This window comes from Amycolatopsis sp. PSD-21 (assembly GCF_055561455.1).
Genome location: NZ_CM145712.1, coordinates 3,823,376 through 3,844,129 on the forward strand (window position 1 = coordinate 3,823,376; position 20,754 = coordinate 3,844,129).

Consider the following 20,754-nt stretch of genomic DNA (forward strand, 5'->3'; position numbering starts at 1 on the left):
AGCACGTTGCGACCACCGCATGAATCCGCCCCACTTTCGGGACATCACACGTCTCGAAAGTGGCTTTCGAGACACGCGTCCAAGTCGCTTGCGCAGGCCCCGTTGACGTTGTGAAAGCCACTTTCCCAACCTTCAACGTTGCGAAAGTGGCTTTCGCGACACGCCACCTCTCCCGTACTGGTCGATGACTCGGTTCGCCCACTCGCGCCGGCTGCCCAAATCGGGCGTCCCTTGTGGACGATCGGGGTTGCTTCAGCCGAGCGCGTCCGCCTTGATGGCCTCGAACTGGGCGCCCATCCGCGCCGCGAGCGCCTCGGCCGCCCGCAACGGCCGGACCATCACCTTGAAGTCGGTGATCTTGCCCTCGCCGTCGAAGGTCAGGATGTCGCAGCCGTTGATCTCCAGCCCGTCGACGGTCGCTTCGAACTCGTACACGTGGTGCGCGCCGTCCTGGATCTCGCGGACGTAGCGGAAGTCCTCGAACACGCGCAGCACGCCGCGCAGGATCGCCGCGGTGATCGCCTTCCCCTGGTAGGGCTTGAACGCGACCGGGCTGGTGAAGACCACGTCGTCGGCGAGCAGCGCCTCGATCGCGGCGGCGTCCTTCGCTTCGACCGCTTCACGGAACGTGGGCATGGGCGATCTCCTCATAGTCAACTTGTTGAGTAGATGCCGCCGAGCGTAGGTGATCACCACGCCACTGTCCACCAGAGTGCCTAATCAACTTTGCGACTAATCCGCGCGGCACTATCATCGCGCCATGGCGCTGCGGAACGCGATCCTCGCGACGCTCCTGGACGGCGAGTCCTCGGGCTACGACCTGGCGAAGAGCTTCAACGCGTCGGTCGCCAACTTCTGGACCGCGACACCGCAGCAGCTCTACCGCGAGCTGGACAAGATGGAGTCACAGGGGCTCGTGGCCGCGCGAGTCGTCGAACAGCGGCGGCGTCCCAACAAGCGGCTCTTCTCCTTGACCGACGCGGGTGCGGCCGAGCTCGCCGAATTCACCACGCGGGCGCCGAAGCCGACCGCGATCCGCGACGAGCTGCTGGTCCAGGTCCAGGCACTGGAGGCAGGCGACGGCAAGGCGGTCCGGCGCGCGGTCGCCGAGAGGATGGCCGTCGCCGAGACGAAACTCAAGCGGTTCGAGCGCCTTCGTGAGCGTCTGCTCGGCGAGTCCGCCGAGGCGGATTTCCTTGCCACGGCGCCCCGCGTCGGGCCGTATCTGACCCTCGCGCGCGGGATCGCGTTCGAACAGGAGAATATTCGCTGGTGTGAACGGGTACTCGCGGTGCTCGACCGGCGTGATGGAGGGTGATCGGCTTGGGTGAGCGGAAAACGGGTCCGAAGTTCCGTCAGGTGGTCTTGGACGGCACGGACGTCCGTGGGCTGGCGGAGTTCTACCGGCGGCTGCTGGTGTGGGACTACCGCCCGGGGGACGAAGCGCCTCCGCCCGGCACCGAGGACAAGGACTGGCTGGTCCTGCGCAACCCGGACGGCGGGGCGCAACTCGCCTTCCAGCGGGTCGACCGGCTTGACGAAGCCAGCTGGCCGGACCCCGGACCGGTGCCCCAGCAACTGCATCTGGACCTGACCGTGGACTCGGTCGAGGACCTCGACGCGCAGCACGCCCGCGTCCTCGAACTCGGCGGGCGGCTCCGGTACGACCGCAGCGAAGACCCGGTGGAACCCTTGCGCGTCTACGCGGACCCGGCGGGGCATCCGTTCTGCATCTTCGTGGCCTGAAACGCGCTCAGGCGCGGCACAGCAGCGCGTCAGGAGTGCGATTCGAGCCGACGCGCCCGGTGTACGCGACACCGGCGACGTATTCGCCCGGCGCGCATTGGCCCTTGTAGCGGCCCGACGCGAAATCACCGCCGGGACTCCCGGACGGCCGGTTGTCGCCGCGGTCGAACCAGACCGTCCGGCCGGTCTTGCCGAGCGGAGTGGCCGACTTGCCGCACAGGAGCGCGGAGAACGCCGCGCCGGTGACGCTGTAGCCGACCGCGGCGTGCCCGGGCGGGCATTGCACCTTGGTGTAACCGGATGCCCAGTCGGTGTCCACATGGGTCTCATCGCGGACCACGGCGTAGCCCGCCGGGGCGGCGAGCCTGCCGGTGCACAATCCCCGGTTCCCGGTATGCGAAAGACCGGCGAGCCGCTGGCCGTCGGGGCAGACACCCTTGCGCGCGCCCGGATTCCAGTCCGTCATCGCGCGAACCTTGCGCGAGGCCTGGAAATCCGCGTAGTCGAGGTTCAGCATGGACCAGCGTTCGGCCTCGGGGATTCGTCCGGAGCGGGAAGGAGCGCTCACCAGCCGCCGCCACGCTGGGCCACGCCAGTCCGTGCCGTCGAGCACGTCGGCGCGTCGGCCCGCGGTGTCCCACGACAGCAAGGACCAGCCGTTGCCCGTGTCGCCCTCGTGGAACCCGACAGCGGGCCAGTAGGCGAAGTCGGTGTCGGTCTCCGCGAGATAGCCGACGAAATTTTCGAACCAGGCCCGGCTCGCCGCGTCGGTGGTGTGACGCCCTTCGCCGAACTCGCTGATCCAGAGCGGCGCGGTGTAATGCTTGCCGGTCTCCGCCGAGACGAAGAACGCCTGCCGGTAAAGGACATCACGCAGTTCTTGCGGCGAAAGGTCGCGGTAGCGCGGATCGTGGGTCTCGCCGGTGCCGGTCGCCCCGGAATGGTTCGGCCCCGTGTACCCGTAGAAATGTGCGGCGTAGACCAGTTTCCCGGAGTCCACGAGCGTATGCGACAACGTGCGGGCGGGCTCCAGTGTGGGCCTGCCGTGGGGAAGGCCGTCCACGGGCAGGCCGGTCCAGTTGATGCCCTCGACGATGAGCAGCAGATCGGGATTGGCCTCGGTCAGGATACGGTCGGCGACCCGCTGGCTCGCGCGTTGCCAGTCCGTGCCGTTTCCCCAGCCCCAGTTGGGATCGTCGAAGACGTCGCGGCGCACCTCGTTGTAGAGATCGGCACCGGCCACTCGTTTGTTCGCGGCGTAACGGCGCGCCATGAACAGCCAGTCGTCCTGCCACTGCTGCTCGGTCTGCGCGGTGTTCCAGCGCTCGTTGCCGTCGAGACCGCAGCACCAGCGGGAGGTCGTGGTGTGGTTGTTGAGGATCACCGCGAACCCGCGTGCGGTCAGCCGCGCGACGACGCGGTCGTAGACCTGCAACGGGGTGAGGCCGCGCAGCTCCGGGTTCGCCGGGAGATCGGGGACCGGCCTGGTGTCGTGGATCATCGCGTTGGAGAAGGGAAGCCGGACGCTGTTGAGGCCCAGCTCCGCCAGCCCGTCGATGATCGTGTCGATCGGGGCCCGGTCCAGCCCGAGCGGGGTCTGGTAGGCGATCTCGCCGGCGTGGTGCGTGGCCGGATCGTTCACGTCGCCCGAGCCGGTCCACGTGCCGCTCGCGCCGTGCCAGTTGGCGGCCTTCAGCTTGAACCGGTCGCCCGCCGCGTCGACGATGTAGCGGCCGCGCGTGCTCAGCGGCGCCACCCAGCCCGATGGGTCCGCACTGGCCACAGCGGGCGAGGGGACCACGATCCCGGCGATCGTCAGGGCGGCGAGCAGCACACTCTTGATCCTCACCCGGCGGAGGCTAGCCAGTCACGCGGCCGGTTGTATACGGACGATCGGGTAACTTCCGCTCATGACCACCGCGCTGATCATCGGTGACCTCCAGCGAGGCATCACCGGCAATTACCCGTTCACCGGAACAGTCCTGCCGCCGATCAGGAGTCTGCTGCCGCGTGCGCGGGCGGCCGGCGCGCTCGTCGTGTTCGTCCACTTCGCCTTGCGGCGCAACGGAGCCGATCTACCGCCCGGGAACGCGCTGTTCGAGTCGTTCCACGACGCGGGGGACACCTTCCACGAGGGTTCGGCGGGGACGGAGATCGATCTGCCGGTCGCCGACGAGGACGTCGTCGTGCTGAAACGCCGTGCCGGCGCGTTCGCCGGCACGGATCTCGATCTGGTGCTCCGCGCGAGGGGCGTCGACACGGTCGCGATCGCCGGAGTCGCGACCAGCGCCATGGTGGCCGCGACGGCCTACGACGCGGCGGACCGCGGCTATCGCGTGACAGTGCTGCGCGACGGTTGCGCCGACGGCGATCCGGCGATGCATGGCTTCTTCGTCGACAAGGTGTTCCCGAGCCGGGGCTTCGAGGTCGTCTCGTGCGCGGAGTGGCTCGTCGACGGCGGATAAATCGCGAGACCGGACGGCCCCGATGTGGCACCGTGGTCGCCGACATGATCAAGTGGGCGGCTATGGAGACGAAGCGACTCGGACGCACCGATGTCGAGGTGACGCGGCTGGGTTTCGGCGGCGGGCCGCTCGGCGGGTTGTTCGCGCCACTGGACGACGAGACCGCGGCGGGAGCGCTGGCCGCGGCGTGGGACGGCGGGATCCGGTACTACGACACGTCACCGCATTACGGGATCGGGCATTCCGAACGCCGTATCGGCGAGTTCCTGCGCTCGCGGCCGCGTGATTCGTTCGTCCTGTCGACGAAGGTCGGCCGTCTGCTGGTACCCCAGGACCCGGCCGGGAAGATGGATCCGGCGGGCTTCCACGTCCCCGCGGCGCACCGCCGGGTACGCGATTTCACGCGCGACGGGATCCGGCGCAGCGTCGAGGATTCCTTGGTGCGCATGGGCCTCGACCGGATCGACGTGCTGTACCTGCACGACGCCGAGGAGCACTTCGACGACGCGCTGCGCGACGGCTATCCGGCCCTCGCGGAGCTGCGGTCGGAGGGGATCGTCGGCGCGATCGGCGCCGGCATGTACGACACGGCCATGCTGACCACTTTGGTCAAGGAGACCGATGTCGACGTGATCATGCAGTCCGGCCGCCACACGCTGCTCGACCACAGCGCGCTCGACACCTTCCTGCCCGCGTGCGAGGAACGCGGTGTCTCGGTGATCGCGGCGTCGGTCTTCAACTCCGGGCTGCTCGCCGTGCCCCGGCCGGCCGAGGGAGCGCACTGCGACTACGAGACCGCCGCACCGGAAGTCGTGGAGCGGGCGAACCGGATCGCCGACGTGTGCGAGGCGCACGGTGTGACACTTCCCCAAGCGGCCATGGCCTTTCCGCTCCAGCATCCGGCCGTCGCCGGCGTCGCGGTCGGGATGCGGTCGGCCGACGAGGCACGACGCAACGTGGAGTCCTTCGCCGCGGAGGTCCCCGCACAGGTCTGGGCCGATCTGCGGGCCGCGGGTTTGCTCCGTTCGACAGCGATTAGGGTGGTCTGATGGTGTCGGTGAAACAGGTCCAGGTCACGTTCGACTGCGCGAAACCCGAGCGTCTCGCCCGTTTCTGGTGCGAGGTGCTCGGCTACGTCGTGCCGTCGCCGCCGGAGGGGTTCGCCACCTGGGACGACTACAACCGCACGCTGCCGCCCGAGCAGCAGGACGCCAGCTTCGCCTGCAGTGACCCGACGGGCGTCGGCCCTCGGCTGTACTTCCAGCGTGTCCCCGAGGGCAAGGTCGTCAAGAACCGCGTGCATCTCTGCGTACGGGCGGGCACCGGGCTCGTGGGGGAGGAGCGGCTCGCCGCCCTCCAGTCCGAACGCACCCGGCTGGAGGCGCTCGGCGCGGTCTGCGAGCGGGTCATGCTCGCCGACGGGGAGAACGAGTCCTGCATCGTGATGCAGGACATCGAGGGCAACGAGTTCTGTCTCGACTGATCTCAGGCGGCGCGAATACTGAACGTCGTGACGCAGAAATCGCCGTCCGCCGTGCGATCCGCGATCACGGTGCCCCTGGCGGACCGTCCTTTGGCGACTCCGGCGACATCGGCAAGGACGAACTTGGCCGTCCCGCTGGTGGTCGTCACTTGAACGCGTGAACCCAGCGGGAGCAGGGAATCGATCTTGTCGTCCATGAACCTCTTCTGTGCCTCACAGGCCAGCGCGATCGCCGACGGCTTGTCCCCGGCGGCGATCTCGGCGAGGAAGTCCGCGATCACCTGAACGCCCTTTTCGGGCGGCCGGGCCGGGCGCCTGGTGATGGTGATCCTCGGACGGCTGACCCTGGTGCTGCTCGGGCTTTCCGTGGTGCTCGTGGGTGACGAGGTGGTCGTCGTGCTGCTGGGCGGGACGGGCAGCGAGATCCCTGGTCCCTTGCGGAGCAGGAAGCCGGGCGCGGCGAACGCGGTGACACAGAAGGCGACCAGCGCGATCACCGCGACCAGGATCCCGATGGCGACACCGGGTTTGATGGTCGGCGACTGGGTGTTCTGCTGCTCGGGCAGTCCTGGATAGGTCATCGGATTCACCTTTCGTGCGGATCTGGATGGGCGATCCGACGAGGTGTTTCCGGGGTGGGTTCCGATCCTTTCAGGGGTCTTACGGCTGTCGCGGAAGGTGTTCCGCGACAGAGAAAAGCGTGCTGTGGCGGGTTCGCGTGACACGCGAACCCGCCGTGACCTCAGCAGGGTTGCAGCAGCCAGCAGAGCCGGTACTTCGCCTGGTAGGTCGTGGACGTACCCGGCGCGATGATGTTCTGCGTCCGCGCGCCGCCGTGCGCCCAGCCGGTGTAGGCGTACTTCAGGTTGAGCGGCGGCAGGTTCTGCGGGCTGTCCGCGCTGATCGAATTGGTGGATCCGGCGATCACCGTCCGGGAGAACGGTGTGCGCTGCTGCGTGCCGCCGACGGTGAGCATCGCCTGGCTGGGATTGGAAGTGAAGTTCAGCGACACCGTCTTCGGCTGGAGGTCGACCGTCTTGCTGCCGGTCCGGCCGGTCGAGTCGGTCGCGGTGAGCGTCAGCTGCAGGTACGACGGGTAGTCGTGGTCCGGTGCGACGAACGAGCCCGCCGCGACGCCGGGGAAGTCCTGGACGTTGTGCGTGTGGCAGGTGCCGTTGGTCGCGCAATGCCGGATCGCGAGCCGCCACGAAAGCGCCGATGCCGGGAGTTGCCCGTCCTGGGCGTCGACGGCGCGGCCGGAGAAGGACACGTTCTGGCCGACGGACCAGGTCAGCGTGCCCGCCGGGCTGTCGATGACCGGCACCGGGTCGAGGCCCTCCGGGTTGCCGACGGTCACCCGCACCGTCGTGGTCGCGCTCGCGCCGTGGGAGTCCGTCACTCGCAACCTGGCGTCGACGGCGGCGGCCGCGGTGTAGGTCCAGGTGGGGTCGGAGGCCGACGAGTCGTCGTACGCGCCGTCCGCGTCGAGATCCCAGGCGTAGGACAGGGTGTCCCCGGCGTCCGGATCGGTGGACGAGGAGCCGTCGAATCGCACGGTCAGCGGTGCGGGCCCGCTCGTCGGATTCGCCGTCGCCACCGCGGAAGGCGGCCGGTTGGTGCCGCCGGGGTGGCTCACGCGACGGAGTTCGCCGCTGCCCAGCGCGACGTAGAACAGGTCACCGCCCGGTCCGGTGAGCACCTGCACCGGGACGTTGGCGCCGGTCACGAACGGTACGAGACGGCTCGGGCTCGGCTGGCCGCCGACGGTCTGCATGGCCCAGATGCAGCCACGGGACGAGTCGGAGAAGAACAGCGCGCCGACGTACTCGGCGGGGTAGTTGCTGCCGGATTCGAACGCGATCCCGCTGATCGACGAGCCTCCGGTGGGGCAGGGATCGCTCGCCACCACCTTGGCGCGGTGGTTGTAGGCGTAGTACGGGGCGGAATGTCCTCCGGAGGAGTACAGGGACTCGCAGCGGTCGAGGTTCGCGCCGTCGTACCCGGCCTGCCTCGCGGTCCCTTCGAAGCAGGGCCAGCCGAAGTTCTCCGCCACGCCGTCACCGACGTCGGCGACGCGGTTGATCTCCTCCCAGGTGTCCCAGCCGACGTCGCCCGCCCAGAGCTCGCCGGTGCCCGGCCGGAAGCCGAACCGGAACTGGTTCCGCGAGCCGTAGGCGATCACGCGCCGGGCGTTGGCGTCGGCGCTGTTCGCGAAGGGGTTGCCGGGGACGCCTTCGCCGGTGTCGGGGTCGATGCGCAGCACCGTGCCGTTGAGCAGGACCGGCTGCCCGGCCGGGCGCCGCGGCGACTGCGAACGCAGCGCGCCGCCCTCCGCCGTCGGTGGCGCGAGGTTCGTCCCGGCGGGTGAAGGCGGATCGGCGCACGGGTTCCCTGCCTGGCCGTAGTCGGCGAAGGTGAAGCTGGCGCCATCACCGCCGCCGGCGTACAGGGCCCCGTCCGGCCCGAAGGCGAGTGCGCCGACCGAGTGGCTGGGATACTGCTGGCACCATCCCGTGACCAGAGGTTTTTCGCTGACGGCCGTGCCCGCCGGACCCATCGTCAGCTGCGAGACCCGGCCGGTCACGACGCAACCCTTGTCCGTCGCACCCGGCGGGGCCGGGCAGGTGTCACCCCATCGCGGCGCGGTCCCGCCGGGTTCGGCGTCGAGGGTGTACGAGACGTAGACGTACGGCCTGGCGGGAAAAGCCGGGTCGACGGCGAGCCCCAGCAGGCCGCGATCCCAGAAGTCCTGGGTCTGCGTACGGAGGTCGGCGAACACCGTCGCCGTCGAGTCGGCGAGCGAGTCGAACACCTTGACCAGACCGCTCTTTTCGGCGACGAACACCCGGCCGTCCGGCGCGAACGCGGTGGCCGTCGGCGAGCTGAGCCCGCCGATCGCCACCGTGTCGGTGAATCCGGCCGGCACCGCGGCCGCGGCGGGCGCGACGGTGACGAGACCGACCGCGAGCGCGCCGGCCAGCGGGCCGACCACGCCCACCGCCAGCGCGCGCCGTGATCTTCGGGGGAACGGGAAACGACGGGAAGTCAGCACACGAACTCCTCCTGCGCGGGGACCGGCCGGAACAAGACGGCTCTCCGGTATGCCGTGTGGAGGCCGGAAGTTGTTACGCGTCTGCCAGAAAACGCACGCGAGGGCGCCCGGGCACGTCGCGAAAGCCACTTTCGGGACATCTGATGTCCCGAAAGTGGCTTTCGCGACATCCCCGTTCCGGCGCCGGCGGGATCCACGCGCTCCTGCCGGGGAACCCGGTCAGCCGGGCGTGCGCGCCGAATCCGTCATCGGTGCCGGGCCAGTGCGCGCGGACGGCGCCACGCGGCACGACGGTGACGACGATGGCGTCGTCGGCATAACCCGTGCTGGCATACGGACCATTCACCCGTTCGGAATAAGATCCGCTTCGTGGTCTCCCTTAGGCGGGTCTCGGAGCAGTGGCGTCGGTTGTTCGGCCCGGTCTGGTATCTGCCGGTCGCCTTGACCCTCTTCGCCGGATCGCTGCTCCCGGCGCTGCAGAGCCACGGCACGCAGTTCGGCGGGATGCCGAACCGCCCGTACGACCTCTTGGCAGTGGCCGGGATCGCCCTTCAGTGCGTCCCGCTCGTGGTGTGCGCCCGGTGGCCGGTGGCCTGTTTCGCGCTGGTGTCACTCGGTTTCGCCATCGACCAGTTCGGGGGTTACCACTCGGTCGCGGGCACGGCGCTGCCGATCGCCTTGCTCACCTTGGGGCTCCGGCTGGAGCGGCACCGTCGCGTGGCGGTGATCGCGTTCTCGGCGGTCTACCTCGCGACGGCGATCGCGTTCGCCGCGCTCGGCGGGACGGAGCCCGTCTCTGGCTACGTGACGTTCTATCTCGCGCTGGTGCTGGCGTGGGGGATCGGGACATGGCTGCGGTCCAGCCGGGCCGCGGAGGAGGAACGACGGCTCCGCGTCGCCGAAGAGACGCGAGCGGCCGAACGTGCCCGGATCGCCGCCGAGCTCCACGACGTCGTGACCCATCACGTCACGGCGATGGTCGTGCAGGCCGAAGCGGCCCGGTACCTGACCGACGCGCCACTCGATCAGAGCCTGACCGCCGTCGCCGACACCGGGCGGCGGGCCATCACCGACCTGCGTCACCTGCTCGACGTGCTCGACCCCGGCCACGGCGCCGAAGCGATCCCGACCCTGGTGGAGCGCACCCGGCGGGCGGGGCAGCCGGTGGAGTTCTCCGAACAGGGCGAGCCCGCGGCGGGGGACGCCGGTCCGGTGGCCTACCGCGTCGTGCAGGAGGCGCTGACCAACGCGCTGAAACACGCGCGCGGCAGCCGTACCTCGGTGCTGGTGCGCCACGGAGACGGGGAGATCACCGTCGCGGTGGACACGGAGGAGTCCTTGTCCACCCCGGAATCCACGGGCGGCGGCCGGGGCCTCGCCGGGCTCCGCGACCGGATCGACGTCCTGAACGGCGAATTCAGCGCGGGCCGCCGAGGTGACGGCGGATTCTCCGTCCGCGCCCGCATCCCCGCCGGGAACCCGTCGTGACCGCGCCGACCCGGGTGCTGGTCTGCGACGACCAGCTGCTCGTCCGCACCGGGCTGGTGACCATCATCGGCGCCCAGCCCGATCTCGAGGTGGCGGGCGAATGCGGCGACGGCCGGACCGCGGTCGACCTCGCCGCCCGGCTGCGCCCCGACGTCGTGGTGATGGACGTCCGCATGCCGGTGCTCGACGGTATCGAGGCCACCCGCCTGCTGGCGGGAGCCGGTGTGGCCGAGCCCGGCAAGGTGCTGGTGGTGACCACGTTCAATCTCGACGAGTACGTCTACCGGGCGTTGCGCGCCGGTGCGAGCGGGTTCCTGCTCAAGGACACCCCGCCCGACCGGCTGCTGCACGGGATCCGCACCGTGGCCGCCGGCGCGGCCCTCCTGGATCCCGAGGTGACCCGGCAGCTGGTGGGCAGATACGCCGCCCGGATCCGGCCCCCGGAGGACCAGGACCCGGACGGCGGTCCGCTGACTCCCCGGGAACTGGAGGTGCTCCGCCTCATCGCCGACGGCCTCTCCAACAGCGAGATCGCCGCGACCCTCATGATCAGCCAGGAGACCGTCAAGACGTTCGTGTCGCGCATGCTCGCCAAACTCGGGCTCCGCGACCGGGTCCAGGCGGTCATCTACGCCTTCCGGCACGGCCTCGTCACCTGAACCGTCCTATTTGGACTTCGCGGCTTCGTCGGTGACGCGCTGGATCGCGCGGACGGCGAGATCCGGCTGGTCGACGTAGATGTAGTGCTCACTGTTCGCGGCCGTGCTCAGATTGCTGCGCCCGGACAGGGCGAGCCACTTCCGCTGGCCCTCCGACCACGCCCGCTCCAGGCCCGCGCCGTACTCGGGGACGGCCGTGAGGTACGGCTTGCCGTGCTGGATCACCTCGACCGGGATGTTGCCCGCGGAGCGGACCTCGCCGTCGGTGACCACCAGTTTCTCCGGACCCTGACCCGCGAACACCGCCAAGGTCTGCTGGCGCAGTTCGGCCGCCATCCCGGTGGCCGAATCCGGTATCTGCTGCCGAAGATCGGCCTCCTGGGTCGGCGAGGTGGCGTCCATCAGCACCAGGCCCTTGACCCGGTCCTGGTGGTCGGGGGAGTACCTGCCGGCGATCAGCCCGCCGAGTGAATGCCCGGCCAGCACGACCGGCTCGCCGCCGGCGACCCGGTCGAGTACCCCGGTCAGGATCTTGCCGGTGGTTTCGAAACTCTGCGGCCCGTCGGGCTGGTCGCTGGCGCCCGCGCCGAGCCGGTCGTAGGAACAGACCCGGCCCTGTGCGGCCAGCGTGTTCTGGAGCCCGGCCAGTTTCGTGACGTCGTCGCCCCCGCCGTGCAACAGGACGACGAGCGGCCGTCCCTCGACCGGCTCACCGGCGCACGACACGTTCACCGAACGTTCGCCGACCTTGATCTTCTGCGTTCCGGTGAACGCGGCCCGATCCTGAGTGGCGGCGCTGCTGTTCGCGGGCGCCTCCGGTTCCGCTTCCGTGGCTTCGTCGCAGGCCGACAGTGCCACGCCTGTCACGGCGCAGCACAGTGCGATCAGAGCGGATGCCTTACGGGACATGGTGAACTCCTGGTACAGGGGAACGATTCACCCGGCACGCTACGGATCCGGCCGCCGGGAATCGTCACCATGCGGAGGGCACTTGCGTGTAGCTCGCACGGGGGACAGGACGTCAGCCGTAGGCGCGCAAGAAAACGTCGACCCCGTCGGTGAGGATCTCGAGGATCTCCGCCTTGCCCACCGCTTGGTCCTCGTCGGTCACGTCGAGGACCAAGCGCATGGTCAGGGCGACGAAGTGCTGCATGGCACGCCGCGGGTCGGTCAGCCGGAGCTTGCCGTCGGCCGCGAACTTCGCGAACCGTTCCTCCATCATCCGTTCGGGTTCGTCCCGTGCCGCTTCCGGCAGCCGTGGCGCCACGGGGGCCTGTGAACTCAACCGCCGGAACGTCGCGTAGTCCGAAGTCGGGAACATCCCCGTCGTCACCCGCCGCGCGAAACCGAGCAGGGCGTCGCGGATGTCGCGGTCGTCGGCGAGCTCCTCGTCGATCGCCTTGCGGACGGTCGCGACCACGGCGTCGTTGGCGCGGCCGAGCACGCCGCGGAAGAGGGTCTGCTTGTCGCCGAAGTGGTCGTAGACGGTGCGTTTGGACACTCCGGCCCGCGCCGAGATCGCGTCGACGCTGGTGAGTTCGTAGCCGTCCGACACGAACAACGCCTCGGCGGCGTCAAGGATCGCCGCTCGTTTGGCCTCGGCTCGCAGCCGACGGCCCGGTGTCAGCGCGGTCGCTCTCGGGGTCGCCATGTTCTCATCGTATTCTCAGCCGTAGAAAACTGCACCGTGTAGTGTAGTTTTTGAGGCGGGTGAGCCGCCTTTCCCTGAATCCCGCACAAGGAGTCCTTCATGCAGGAGAGCAGGATCGGCGCAGGACCGCACGCGAGCTGGAACGGTCGGCTGATCGGCCTCGTGGCGGTGCTGGTGCTCGTCAACTTCATGGTCGACACGGCCATCACCGCACCGCTGCTGGTCCTTCCGGAGATGCTCGACCACTTCGGCACCGATCAGACGGCCTGGCTCAACGCCAGCGCGATGCTGGCGGGCGTGATGTGGGCGCCGTTGCTAGGCAAGAGCGCCGACGTGTACGGCAAACGCAAGGTGCTCGTGCTGACCTTGCTGCTCAGTTGCGCGGGCGCGCTCGTCTGCGCGGTCGCACCCAGCCTCTGGGTCTTCGTGCCAGGGCGCCTGTTGCAAGGGGCGGCCGTGGCCGCCTTGTTCCTGTCCGTCGCGATCGTCCGCGAGATCTGCGCGCCCCGCATCGCGATGATCGTGGTGGGCATCGTGACGTCGGGATCCGCGGTGCTCAACATCGGTTCCCGTTTCCTCACCGAGAAACTGGCCGCGGAGTTCGGCTTCCAGATCTTGTTCCTGATATCGGCCGTCGTGGCGATCGCGATGGCGATCTGCGTCCGCGGCGTCCTTCCCGAATCCGTGGTCAAGACGCCGGGCCGGATCGACGCCGGCGGGGCGCTGCTCCTCGGCGGCGGCCTTGCCGGAGTGCTCGGCTACATCAGTCTCGGCTCGGAGTTCGGCTGGGTCGCCCTCGGCCCGGTGGTCCTGCTCGCCGGTGGTGCCGCGGCCTTGGCCAGGTGGTTCCTCGTCTCGAGCCGGAAACCCGATTCGCTGATCGACGTCCGGCACCTCGGCGCGCCCTTGGCGCTCACGTTGCTCGTGCTCGTCCTCGGCACCGGTTCGTACCAAAGCATGCTCCAGCTCATTCCGCTGGTCAGTGATGTCTCGGCGGACCAAGGACTCGGATACGGCCTGGCGGGCCAGGGAACGCTGGCGCTGCTGCTCGCGGCACCCGGAATCGGCGTCATGATCGGCGGTCCGGTGGCCGGGATGCTCGCCACCCGCGTCGGGCCGGCGATGACCCTGGCCGGCGGAATCGCGCTCGGAACCGTGGCCACCCTCGGGATGTTCCTCGGTGTCTCGCAGTTCCCCGTCGCGGTGTTCTTCGCCTTCCTGCTGGGTTTCACGGTCGGCGCGCTGGGGACGTCCGGCTTCAACCTGGCGGGCGGCCTCGCGCCCGCCGAACGGCAGGGCATCGTCTCCAGCCTGGTCATGGTCGTCATCGCGATCGGCTCGGTGGTGCTGGACTTCGTGGGTGCCGCGGTGCTCAAGTCGACCGCCGTGTCCGCCGGCGGCGAGACGGTGAATTCGGGAACGGGTGTCTTCACCTACATCACCATCGCGTCCGTCGCCTTCGCGATCGCCGCGGTCCTCGTCGTCCTGCTGGTGCGAAAGTCGCGCTCCGGCACCAAAACGCCGTCACTGGCGACTCTCTGACGGAATCCGAGAAGGGAAACGAACATCGTGAAAGGCACTGTTCTGGTCTCCGGCGCGAGTATCGCCGGTCCCGCCGTCGCCTTCTGGCTGCACCGTCACGGATTCTCCGTGACGGTGGTGGAGAAGGCGGGCGCGCTGCGCGGTGGCGGCTATCCGATCGACATCCGTGGCACCGCCCTGGAAGTGGCCCGCCGCATGGGAATCCTTCCGCGGCTTCAAGAAGCGCATATCGAGACACGCTCGCTCACCTTCGTCGACGCCGACGGCGGCGAGGTGACGTCGGTGAACCCGCAGGCGGTGACCGGCGGAGTCGACGGGCACGACCTCGAGGTGCGGCGTGGCGACCTGGCGGAAATCCTGTACGGAGCCACGCGCGACGACGTGGAGTACGTCTTCGACGACTCGATCGAGGCGCTCACCGAACACGAAAACGGTGTCGATGTGACCTTTCGGAGCGGGGCGCGGCGCGGTTTCGACCTGGTGGTGGGCGCCGACGGACTGCACTCTCGCACCAGGGAACTCGTTTTCGGTCCCGAGCATCAGTACCACCGTTATCTGGGCTATTGCTTCGCCGGCTTCACCATGCCCAACGAACTCGGCCTGTCGCGGGAAGGCATCATCTGGAACGCGCCCGGCCGCGGCGCGGCGCTGTACGCGGTCAAAGGAAGCGAGAAGGTCCACGGCTTCCTGGTCGCCGCGCGCCCCGAACTGCCGTACGAAGTCCTTCACGATCCGCAAGCGCCACGTGACCTGATCGCCACGACTTTCGCCCGTGACGGCTGGGAAATCCCGGCCATGATCGGCGCCATGCGCGAAGCGGACGACCTGTTCTTCGACACCGTCAGCCAGATCCACCTGCCGCGCTGGTCCAGCGGCCGGATCGGGCTGGTCGGCGATGCCGCCTACGCGCCGTCGTTCCTGACAGGGCAAGGTTCCAGCCTCGCCCTCGTCGGCGCCTACATGCTGGCGAGGTCGCTCGCCACCACCGCGGCCTTCGACGCCTACGAAAAGGAGACGCGGGAATTCGTGGAACTGAACCAAGCTCAGGTCGGCGTGGGTGAAGCGGCGCTCTTCCCGGTCACCGCCGAAGCCCTCGCGCGACGGGACAGCCGGCTCCGCGGCCTGACCACCTTGCCGACGGAGACCGGGCGGCCCGCGCACACCGCGCTCGTCCTGCCCGATGCGATCGTGGCACCGCAGCGGGGCTAGCGCGACAACTTCGGTGCCGCCGGGATCGAGTAGCGTTCGACGGAGAAGACGGCGAGGAAGTAGTTCGCCGTAGCGCAGTTGACGTTCTCGCCGCCGGTGAGCTCCGGGGTCAGCGTGCCGCCTTCGACGGTCAGTTCGGCGCCGTCCTCGGCGCAACCGGGCACGACGAAGGCGAAACCGCGCCGATCGGCCGGCGGTGCGTACGCCAGCGCGGCACGGGCTTCGGCCGGATTCGCGATCTTGGCCTGCTCCAGGGTTCGCAGGAACCCTGGAGCGCCGGCCGTTCCCAGCTCCACGGGTTCCAAGCCCGCCAGGCCGCCGGCCGAGCCGAGCTTTGTGAACGCCTCCAGTTCCGCCTGCGCCGTACCGGTGCCACAGCTCGCCACGACCAGGAGGAGGCATATCGCGATCCATCTCATGCGAGGTGGACGTAGCGGGTCCGGCTCGCGGTTGCGTCGTCCGGGTCTCGAAGCGATATCGTTCCGGTCTTCGCGGCGACCCGAGACGGACTGCCCGCGCGCGAATGTCCACAAAGGATAATCGGCGCCGATCGAACGCCTGATTGATGGCGCGATGTCCGATTTGGCGAGGGGTAAGGCAGAGGTGGCGTCGGTTGGGGGTGTGGAGATCGGGACGTTGAGTGTCCCTATCTCCACACGCCCTCCTGTGTCAGGGACGGTCTCGCCGGGCTGTGTGGATTTCGGTTCATCCAACGCACCGAAATCCACACGGTGAGGGGCGCGGTCCGGCGTCAATAGAACTCATCGCCATTCGCAACCCCTTGCGGAACAGCGCTCACGCGTCCAAAAAGGACGGAGCTCTACGGCTGCCGCCCACGCCGGAAAGGTTCGACGCCGACGACATGACGGGAACGGGTCGGCTCAACGAGGACCTTGACCCGCCGTTCGCCCGGGATCCGCCATTCGAACCGGTCGGTCCCGACGTACTTCTTCGCCAGCCGGTCCATGCACTGATCGGCCTCGTCACCTTCGACGAACTCGACGACCCGGCCGTGGATGACCACCCGGTCGTAGGGATTCTCCGTGTCCAGGCACGACAACGACACCCGGGGTTCACGGCGCAGATTCTCTTCCTTCACCCGGCCGACGGCGGTGTTGAACACGATGTGGTCGCCTTCGACGTCGATCCACATGGGGGACACCTGGGGAGAACCGTCCGGGTTCACCGTGGCCAGATGCCAGAACCTCGGTGCCGCGACCCACTCGCGGATCTGTTCGCTCAACTCGGCCACGCGGTCCTCCAGGGGGTCGGGGCGACGATTGTCGCACCTGGGGCCGCCCCTTGACACACGTGAAAGTATTTTTCCAACCATACGACTTGTGCGTTGCCGGGGTTGTGGCAGACGGGACGACGACGATCCGGGCCGGCGCCTCTGGGGAGAGGAACAGTCCATGCGGCCAGCCCGCCGGATCTCTGTCGTACTCGCGCTCGGCCTCACGGCGGGGATCGCCTTCGCGTCGCCGACCCTCGCGGGTCCGTCCGGTGACGACTACTACCAGGACGCGCTGGGCAAGACCGGGCCCGAGCTCAAGGCGGCGTTGCACAAGATCATCAGCACCGGCACCAAACTGACGTACGAGCAGGTGTGGGACGGGATCAGGGCCACCGACGAGGATCCGGCCAACAAGGCGAACGTCGTGCTGCTCTACAGCGGCCGCTCGCAGGCGAAGACGGCCAACGGCGGGGGAGTCGACGACTGGAACCGGGAACACGTCTGGGCCAAGTCGCACGGCGACTTCGGCACGGCGGTCGGCCCCGGTACCGACCTGCACCACCTGCGCGCGGAGGACGCGTCCGTCAACAGCACGCGCGGGAACAAGGACTTCGACGCCGGCGGTTCCCCGGTCGAAGAAGCGCCCGGCAGCTTGACCGATGACGACTCGTTCGAGCCGCGCGACGCGGTCAAGGGCGACGTCGCCCGCATGATCCTGTACATGGGCGTCCGCTACGACGGCACCGACGGTTTCCCCGATCTCGAACCCAACGACGCCGTCGACAACGGGTCCAAACCCAATATCGGCCGGATCTCGGTACTGCTGAGCTGGCACACCCAGGACCCGCCCGACGCCACCGAGCAGCGGCGCAACCAGGTCATCCACGACCAGTTCCAGCACAACCGCAACCCGTTCATCGACCACCCGGAATGGGCCGCCTCCATCTACGGCTAGGCCGTGTCCGGTAAGTCTGTTCGATGGGCTTCGTGATCCAGGCGGTTCCTGACGGTGCGGGCGGGCCGGCCTCGTACCGGGTCGTACTCGGCCGAGCCCGCCCGTACCGTCAGGGACCACCTGGGCGCGGAGACCGCGAACATGACTTGCAGGACACGGCCTAGGCGATCTTCCGGAGGAAGCACACCCTGTCCTGGCCGGGGCCGTCGTAGTCGCTGTGCACGGGGAGGCCGCCGACCTCTCGGTCCCCGGGTTCGAGGGTGAAGCCCATGGCGCGATGGAAGGCGATGGATCCGGCGTTCCCCGGCGAGGTGATCGCACGGACTTCCGTACGGCCCGCCTCCGCGGCGCGCTGGAAGAAGGTCTCGTAGAGGCGGCGGGCCGTCCCCTGTCCGCGGAGTTCCGGATCCACGCCCACGAAATGGATGTACGCCCCGGAGTCGTCGGGGGAGTGGAAGCCGACAAGGAACGCCCTGATTCCGGTTTCGTCCTCCATGACCAGGCTCGTGCCGGAGAAGAACTGCAAGAACAGCTTGGGCAGCAACAGGGAAAGCTCCCTGGCCTCGGCGGGGGTGCGCGAGTCGCCCCACCATCGCTGGACCCGGTCGACGATCGCGCTGTGGTCGGAGACGTGGGCTCGGCGCGGTTCGGGCATGGGGTCCCCTCTCGGACGATCTTGACGCCATCCCGTTTCTACCGTGCCGTCAGCCGGTCGGCGAGGAAGGCGAGGATCTCGTCCCTCGCACGCCGCGTGGGATGCCCCTCGGAGTCGACGAAGTGCGCGGTGACGACGCTGTGCGGCGTGCCGACCAGGTCACGGAAGAACGGTGACGGGTCGGTGTTCGCGGCGCTGTCCGGCAGCACCCGTCCGTCGAAAGCGTCGCCGAGGAGGGCCTGATAGGCGGCGAATCGCTGCCCGGTGCACCAGCGGTCGCCCTCGAAGCGGTAGGCGAGCACCTTCAGGCCGTCGCGCGCGATCCGGTCCCGGACCTCGGTCGCGTCCTCGTCGGAGAGTTCGAGCGCGCCCTGGTCGTCCAGCGGCAGCGACGGGTGGTTGACCACGGGTGCGACGACGGCGGGTTCGAGCGCCATGGTGAGGGCGAAGTTGCCGGTGAAGCAGAGGCCGATCGCGCCGACCCCGGGGCCGCCGCATTCGGTGTGCGCGATCCGCGCGAGCCCCCGCAGCCACCGCGTGACGGGGCTGGTCCCGCCTCCGGCGAACGCTCGGAATTCCGCGCTGACACACGCGCGGCGCACCACTTGCTCGCCGTCCTCCGCGGTCGGATAGGCGCCGTCGCGCCCGAAGAGCGAGGGGACGTAGACGGTGAAGCCTGCGTCTCGTATCCATCGCGCGAACCGGAGGACGTCGGGACTGATGCCGGGCATTTCCGGCATCAGCACCACGCCGGGGCCGGATCCCGCGACGTGCACCGTCTTCGTCACGCCGTCCACCTCCACGAGCCGGTGGGAGAAGTCGGTGAGGGCATCGTCGGAGTGTCCACGCATGGCGAAAGCCTCGACCTGCGCGGCCTTCGCGGGGATAGGCCAGATCGCCGGATTCCGGGGTAATCTCGCCACATGCTGCGAGTGGGGGTCCTGGCCTACCCGGGTTGCTTCGCGTCAGAGGTGTTCGGTGTCCCCGATCTCCTCACGATGGCCGCGCACGTCGCGGGGACGGACCACGCCGGATACGAGGTTTCCGTCGTTTCCCCTCGCCGCCGGGTCACGGTGTCGGGCGGTGCCGGGGTGGTCGTCGCGCCGCTGCGTGAAGTCGACGTCCTCGTCGTGCCGGGATTCGAGCTCGTACCGGGGCAGGACATCGACGCGAAGATCGCGAACCTCGCACCGGAGATCCAAGCGATCCGGTCGCACGCCGCCGCGGGCCACGTCGTCGTCTCGCTGTGTGTCGGCGCGTTCCTGCTGGCCGCGGCCGGGCTGCTCGACCATCGCCGCGCCACCACCTCGTGGCTTTTCGCGGACGAACTGGCGCAACGGTGCCCTGAAACCGAAGTCCGGCCCGAGCGGCTCGTCGTCACCGACCGCGGAGTCACGACAACGGCGGCGTTCAGCGCCATGTACGACTTCGCGCTCGGGCTGATCCGCGAGCACAGCGGCGCCGAAGTGGCGCGGACGACGGCGCGGGTGGCGCTGGTCGACGACGCGCGGTCGTCGCAGACGCCGTACGTCGACACGCGGCTCCTGCCTCAGTCGGGCAACGCCTTCTCCCGCCGGGTCATGCGATGGCTGGACCAGAACCTGGCCGTCCGCTACGACCTCGCGGCCTTGGCCGGACGGTTCAACGTCAGCACCCGGACGTTGCTGCGGCGGTTCGCGGAGGAGGCCGGGCAGACACCGCTCGAATACCTGCATTCCTCACGCGTCCGGCGCGCCCGCCACCTCCTCGAAACGACGGATCGGACGGTCGCCGCGATCTGCGCCGCCGTCGGCTACCGGGATCCGGGGACGTTCGCGGCCCTTTTCGCGAAGCACACGGGACGGCGGCCAGGCGACTACCGGGCCGCCTTCCGGCGCGTGTGATACTTTCCTCCAGTAGTCAGTGTCACTGAGTACTGGATCGAAGAGGGTCACGATGGACGGTCTGACCGAGATGCTGAAGGGCACGCTCGAGGGTTGCGTGCTGGAGATCGTCGGCGGCGAGGAGACCTACGGGTACGCCATCACTCGCCGGTTGAACGAGCTCGGCTTCGCGGAAGTGGTCGAGGGGACGGTGTACGCCATCCTGCTGCGGCTGGAGAAGAACGGACTGGTCCAGGTGACGAAGCGGCCGTCCGAGCAGGGGCCGCCGCGCAAGTTCTACGCGCTGAACGACGCCGGGCGCGAGGAGCTCGCGAAGTTCTGGGCGAAATGGGAATTCGTCACGTCGCGGATCGACGAACTCAAGGAGGGCGGGAAATGAAGTTCTGGGACACCGTCACGGGCAACGATCTCACCAGGGAATGGAAGGCCTTCGAGGACAGGGCCGGGGCCTTGCCCGCCGACCACCGGGCGGCGTGGGAGGAGATCACCGCGCATCTTTCGTCCTATTCGGACTTCACCGGCAGGAACCTGTTGCCGATTCTCGACGGCGCCCTCGGGCTGCTGGAGGAAACGGCCGCGGACGGCCAGAGCGCGCGCGAGGTGCTGGGCGACGACATCGAGGGCTTCTGCGCGGCGCTGGCCGGAGGGGAGCGCCGCCGTGGCTACCGCGACCGCTGGCGGGAGCAGCTGAACAGGAACGTCGCCAGGAAACTGAAGCAGCTGGGAGGCTGA

Annotated in this window: 23 protein-coding genes; 13 read left to right on the top strand and 10 right to left on the bottom strand. The window is 68.9% G+C overall.

Going from position 1 to position 20,754, the window contains the following annotated elements:
• Positions 1 to 252: 252 nt before the first annotated feature.
• Entirely contained in the window at positions 253 to 636 is a 384-nt protein-coding gene (locus ACZ1DY_RS18145; protein WP_257487492.1) for a nuclear transport factor 2 family protein, read from the bottom strand.
• Positions 637 to 760: 124 nt separating this feature from the next.
• On the opposite strand from ACZ1DY_RS18145, the gene ACZ1DY_RS18150 reads away from it, so the two are divergent.
• Both ACZ1DY_RS18150 and ACZ1DY_RS18155 read left to right on the top strand, forming a co-directional pair.
• A complete protein-coding gene (locus ACZ1DY_RS18150; protein ID WP_465485041.1) occupies positions 761 to 1,318 on the top strand; it encodes a PadR family transcriptional regulator in 558 nt (185 codons plus the stop codon).
• A 5-nt stretch (positions 1,319 to 1,323) separates the two neighbouring features.
• On the top strand, positions 1,324 to 1,746 hold the full coding sequence (locus ACZ1DY_RS18155; protein ID WP_465485042.1) for a VOC family protein: 423 nt from the start codon (positions 1,324 to 1,326) through the stop codon (positions 1,744 to 1,746).
• 7 nt (positions 1,747 to 1,753) lie between these two features.
• Here ACZ1DY_RS18155 and ACZ1DY_RS18160 read toward each other — a convergent pair whose 3' ends face one another.
• Positions 1,754 to 3,595: a cellulase family glycosylhydrolase gene (locus tag ACZ1DY_RS18160; protein WP_465485043.1), complete on the bottom strand. Its 1,842-nt coding sequence runs from the start codon at positions 3,593 to 3,595 to the stop codon at positions 1,754 to 1,756.
• Positions 3,596 to 3,656: 61 nt separating this feature from the next.
• Between ACZ1DY_RS18160 and ACZ1DY_RS18165 the strand changes: the two genes are divergently transcribed.
• The 3 genes from ACZ1DY_RS18165 to ACZ1DY_RS18175 all read left to right on the top strand — a co-directional run bounded on the left by ACZ1DY_RS18165 (position 3,657) and on the right by ACZ1DY_RS18175 (position 5,694).
• A complete protein-coding gene (locus ACZ1DY_RS18165; protein ID WP_465485044.1) occupies positions 3,657 to 4,211 on the top strand; it encodes a cysteine hydrolase family protein in 555 nt (184 codons plus the stop codon).
• Between the two features lie 62 nt (positions 4,212 to 4,273).
• Positions 4,274 to 5,260 carry an aldo/keto reductase gene (locus ACZ1DY_RS18170; RefSeq protein ID WP_465485045.1) on the top strand — a complete coding sequence of 329 codons (987 nt, stop codon included), beginning with the start codon at positions 4,274 to 4,276 and terminating at the stop codon, positions 5,258 to 5,260.
• Positions 5,260 to 5,694, top strand: a complete 435-nt coding sequence (locus ACZ1DY_RS18175) for a VOC family protein (protein ID WP_257487486.1) — start codon at positions 5,260 to 5,262, stop codon at positions 5,692 to 5,694. Before ACZ1DY_RS18170 ends, ACZ1DY_RS18175 begins: the two co-directional genes overlap by 1 nt.
• 2 nt (positions 5,695 to 5,696) lie before the next feature.
• Here the strand turns inward: ACZ1DY_RS18175 and ACZ1DY_RS18180 are convergent, their stop codons facing one another.
• Complete coding sequence (locus ACZ1DY_RS18180) at positions 5,697 to 6,275, bottom strand: hypothetical protein (protein ID WP_257487485.1); 579 nt, start codon at positions 6,273 to 6,275, stop codon at positions 5,697 to 5,699.
• Positions 6,276 to 6,436: 161 nt separating this feature from the next.
• Positions 6,437 to 8,746, bottom strand: a complete 2,310-nt coding sequence (locus tag ACZ1DY_RS18185; RefSeq protein WP_465485046.1) for a PQQ-dependent sugar dehydrogenase — start codon at positions 8,744 to 8,746, stop codon at positions 6,437 to 6,439.
• 369 nt (positions 8,747 to 9,115) lie between these two features.
• Between ACZ1DY_RS18185 and ACZ1DY_RS18190 the strand changes: the two genes are divergently transcribed.
• Both ACZ1DY_RS18190 and ACZ1DY_RS18195 read left to right on the top strand, forming a co-directional pair.
• A complete protein-coding gene (locus ACZ1DY_RS18190; protein WP_465485047.1) occupies positions 9,116 to 10,234 on the top strand; it encodes a sensor histidine kinase in 1,119 nt (372 codons plus the stop codon).
• Positions 10,231 to 10,893 carry a response regulator gene (locus ACZ1DY_RS18195; protein ID WP_465485048.1) on the top strand — a complete coding sequence of 221 codons (663 nt, stop codon included), beginning with the start codon at positions 10,231 to 10,233 and terminating at the stop codon, positions 10,891 to 10,893. Before ACZ1DY_RS18190 ends, ACZ1DY_RS18195 begins: the two co-directional genes overlap by 4 nt.
• Before the next feature lie 6 nt (positions 10,894 to 10,899).
• On the opposite strand, the gene ACZ1DY_RS18200 is transcribed toward ACZ1DY_RS18195, so the two are convergent.
• Together ACZ1DY_RS18200 and ACZ1DY_RS18205 are read right to left on the bottom strand one after the other, a co-directional pair.
• Positions 10,900 to 11,802, bottom strand: a complete 903-nt coding sequence (locus ACZ1DY_RS18200) for an alpha/beta fold hydrolase (RefSeq protein WP_465485049.1) — start codon at positions 11,800 to 11,802, stop codon at positions 10,900 to 10,902.
• 112 nt (positions 11,803 to 11,914) lie between these two features.
• Positions 11,915 to 12,544, bottom strand: coding sequence for a TetR/AcrR family transcriptional regulator (locus tag ACZ1DY_RS18205; RefSeq protein WP_465485050.1), 630 nt, complete (start codon positions 12,542 to 12,544; stop codon positions 11,915 to 11,917).
• Between the two features lie 99 nt (positions 12,545 to 12,643).
• Here ACZ1DY_RS18205 and ACZ1DY_RS18210 point away from each other — a divergent pair, with 99 nt between their 5' ends.
• Positions 12,644 to 14,086 (top strand): MFS transporter, encoded by a 1,443-nt coding sequence (locus ACZ1DY_RS18210; RefSeq protein WP_465485051.1) that lies wholly within the window; start codon positions 12,644 to 12,646, stop codon positions 14,084 to 14,086.
• A gap of 27 nt (positions 14,087 to 14,113) precedes the next feature.
• Positions 14,114 to 15,295 carry an FAD-dependent monooxygenase gene (locus ACZ1DY_RS18215; RefSeq protein WP_465485052.1) on the top strand — a complete coding sequence of 394 codons (1,182 nt, stop codon included), beginning with the start codon at positions 14,114 to 14,116 and terminating at the stop codon, positions 15,293 to 15,295.
• Here the strand turns inward: ACZ1DY_RS18215 and ACZ1DY_RS18220 are convergent.
• Together ACZ1DY_RS18220 and ACZ1DY_RS18225 are read right to left on the bottom strand one after the other, a co-directional pair.
• Complete coding sequence (locus ACZ1DY_RS18220; RefSeq protein WP_465485053.1) at positions 15,292 to 15,714, bottom strand: hypothetical protein; 423 nt, start codon at positions 15,712 to 15,714, stop codon at positions 15,292 to 15,294. The genes ACZ1DY_RS18215 and ACZ1DY_RS18220 overlap by 4 nt on opposite strands.
• A gap of 401 nt (positions 15,715 to 16,115) precedes the next feature.
• The gene (locus tag ACZ1DY_RS18225; protein WP_465485054.1) at positions 16,116 to 16,547 is read right to left on the bottom strand and encodes a PPOX class F420-dependent oxidoreductase; all 432 of its coding nucleotides are present in this window, start codon (positions 16,545 to 16,547) and stop codon (positions 16,116 to 16,118) included.
• Between the two features lie 160 nt (positions 16,548 to 16,707).
• On the opposite strand from ACZ1DY_RS18225, the gene ACZ1DY_RS18230 reads away from it, so the two are divergent.
• Complete coding sequence (locus ACZ1DY_RS18230; RefSeq protein WP_465485055.1) at positions 16,708 to 17,484, top strand: endonuclease I family protein; 777 nt, start codon at positions 16,708 to 16,710, stop codon at positions 17,482 to 17,484.
• A gap of 160 nt (positions 17,485 to 17,644) precedes the next feature.
• On the opposite strand, the gene ACZ1DY_RS18235 is transcribed toward ACZ1DY_RS18230, so the two are convergent.
• Together ACZ1DY_RS18235 and ACZ1DY_RS18240 are read right to left on the bottom strand one after the other, a co-directional pair.
• Positions 17,645 to 18,139 (bottom strand): GNAT family N-acetyltransferase, encoded by a 495-nt coding sequence (locus ACZ1DY_RS18235; RefSeq protein ID WP_465485056.1) that lies wholly within the window; start codon positions 18,137 to 18,139, stop codon positions 17,645 to 17,647.
• Between the two features lie 38 nt (positions 18,140 to 18,177).
• Positions 18,178 to 18,990 carry a dienelactone hydrolase family protein gene (locus ACZ1DY_RS18240; RefSeq protein ID WP_465485057.1) on the bottom strand — a complete coding sequence of 271 codons (813 nt, stop codon included), beginning with the start codon at positions 18,988 to 18,990 and terminating at the stop codon, positions 18,178 to 18,180.
• A 72-nt stretch (positions 18,991 to 19,062) separates the two neighbouring features.
• Here ACZ1DY_RS18240 and ACZ1DY_RS18245 point away from each other — a divergent pair, with 72 nt between their 5' ends.
• The 3 genes from ACZ1DY_RS18245 to ACZ1DY_RS18255 are packed head-to-tail and all read left to right on the top strand — an operon-like array spanning position 19,063 to position 20,754.
• Positions 19,063 to 20,022, top strand: coding sequence for a GlxA family transcriptional regulator (locus ACZ1DY_RS18245; protein WP_465485058.1), 960 nt, complete (start codon positions 19,063 to 19,065; stop codon positions 20,020 to 20,022).
• 52 nt (positions 20,023 to 20,074) lie between these two features.
• The gene (locus ACZ1DY_RS18250) at positions 20,075 to 20,401 is read left to right on the top strand and encodes a PadR family transcriptional regulator (RefSeq protein WP_126730920.1); all 327 of its coding nucleotides are present in this window, start codon (positions 20,075 to 20,077) and stop codon (positions 20,399 to 20,401) included.
• Positions 20,398 to 20,754, top strand: coding sequence for a DUF1048 domain-containing protein (locus ACZ1DY_RS18255; protein ID WP_126730922.1), 357 nt, complete (start codon positions 20,398 to 20,400; stop codon positions 20,752 to 20,754). Before ACZ1DY_RS18250 ends, ACZ1DY_RS18255 begins: the two co-directional genes overlap by 4 nt.

What these genes read in the sequence shown, in the direction of transcription:
- ACZ1DY_RS18200 (WP_465485049.1), bottom strand. Translation starts at nt 11,802, where the DNA reads ATGTCCCGTAAGGCATCCGCTCTGATCGCACTGTGCTGCGCCGTGACA.
- ACZ1DY_RS18175 (WP_257487486.1), top strand. Translation starts at nt 5,260, where the DNA reads ATGGTGTCGGTGAAACAGGTCCAGGTCACGTTCGACTGCGCGAAACCC.
- ACZ1DY_RS18210 (WP_465485051.1), top strand. Translation starts at nt 12,644, where the DNA reads ATGCAGGAGAGCAGGATCGGCGCAGGACCGCACGCGAGCTGGAACGGT.
- ACZ1DY_RS18205 (WP_465485050.1), bottom strand. Translation starts at nt 12,544, where the DNA reads ATGGCGACCCCGAGAGCGACCGCGCTGACACCGGGCCGTCGGCTGCGA.
- ACZ1DY_RS18145 (WP_257487492.1), bottom strand. Translation starts at nt 636, where the DNA reads ATGCCCACGTTCCGTGAAGCGGTCGAAGCGAAGGACGCCGCCGCGATC.
- ACZ1DY_RS18220 (WP_465485053.1), bottom strand. Translation starts at nt 15,714, where the DNA reads ATGAGATGGATCGCGATATGCCTCCTCCTGGTCGTGGCGAGCTGTGGC.
- ACZ1DY_RS18250 (WP_126730920.1), top strand. Translation starts at nt 20,075, where the DNA reads ATGGACGGTCTGACCGAGATGCTGAAGGGCACGCTCGAGGGTTGCGTG.
- ACZ1DY_RS18180 (WP_257487485.1), bottom strand. Translation starts at nt 6,275, where the DNA reads ATGACCTATCCAGGACTGCCCGAGCAGCAGAACACCCAGTCGCCGACC.
- ACZ1DY_RS18170 (WP_465485045.1), top strand. Translation starts at nt 4,274, where the DNA reads ATGGAGACGAAGCGACTCGGACGCACCGATGTCGAGGTGACGCGGCTG.
- ACZ1DY_RS18150 (WP_465485041.1), top strand. Translation starts at nt 761, where the DNA reads ATGGCGCTGCGGAACGCGATCCTCGCGACGCTCCTGGACGGCGAGTCC.
- ACZ1DY_RS18230 (WP_465485055.1), top strand. Translation starts at nt 16,708, where the DNA reads ATGCGGCCAGCCCGCCGGATCTCTGTCGTACTCGCGCTCGGCCTCACG.
- ACZ1DY_RS18235 (WP_465485056.1), bottom strand. Translation starts at nt 18,139, where the DNA reads ATGCCCGAACCGCGCCGAGCCCACGTCTCCGACCACAGCGCGATCGTC.
- ACZ1DY_RS18245 (WP_465485058.1), top strand. Translation starts at nt 19,063, where the DNA reads ATGCTGCGAGTGGGGGTCCTGGCCTACCCGGGTTGCTTCGCGTCAGAG.
- ACZ1DY_RS18255 (WP_126730922.1), top strand. Translation starts at nt 20,398, where the DNA reads ATGAAGTTCTGGGACACCGTCACGGGCAACGATCTCACCAGGGAATGG.
- ACZ1DY_RS18165 (WP_465485044.1), top strand. Translation starts at nt 3,657, where the DNA reads ATGACCACCGCGCTGATCATCGGTGACCTCCAGCGAGGCATCACCGGC.
- ACZ1DY_RS18240 (WP_465485057.1), bottom strand. Translation starts at nt 18,990, where the DNA reads ATGCGTGGACACTCCGACGATGCCCTCACCGACTTCTCCCACCGGCTC.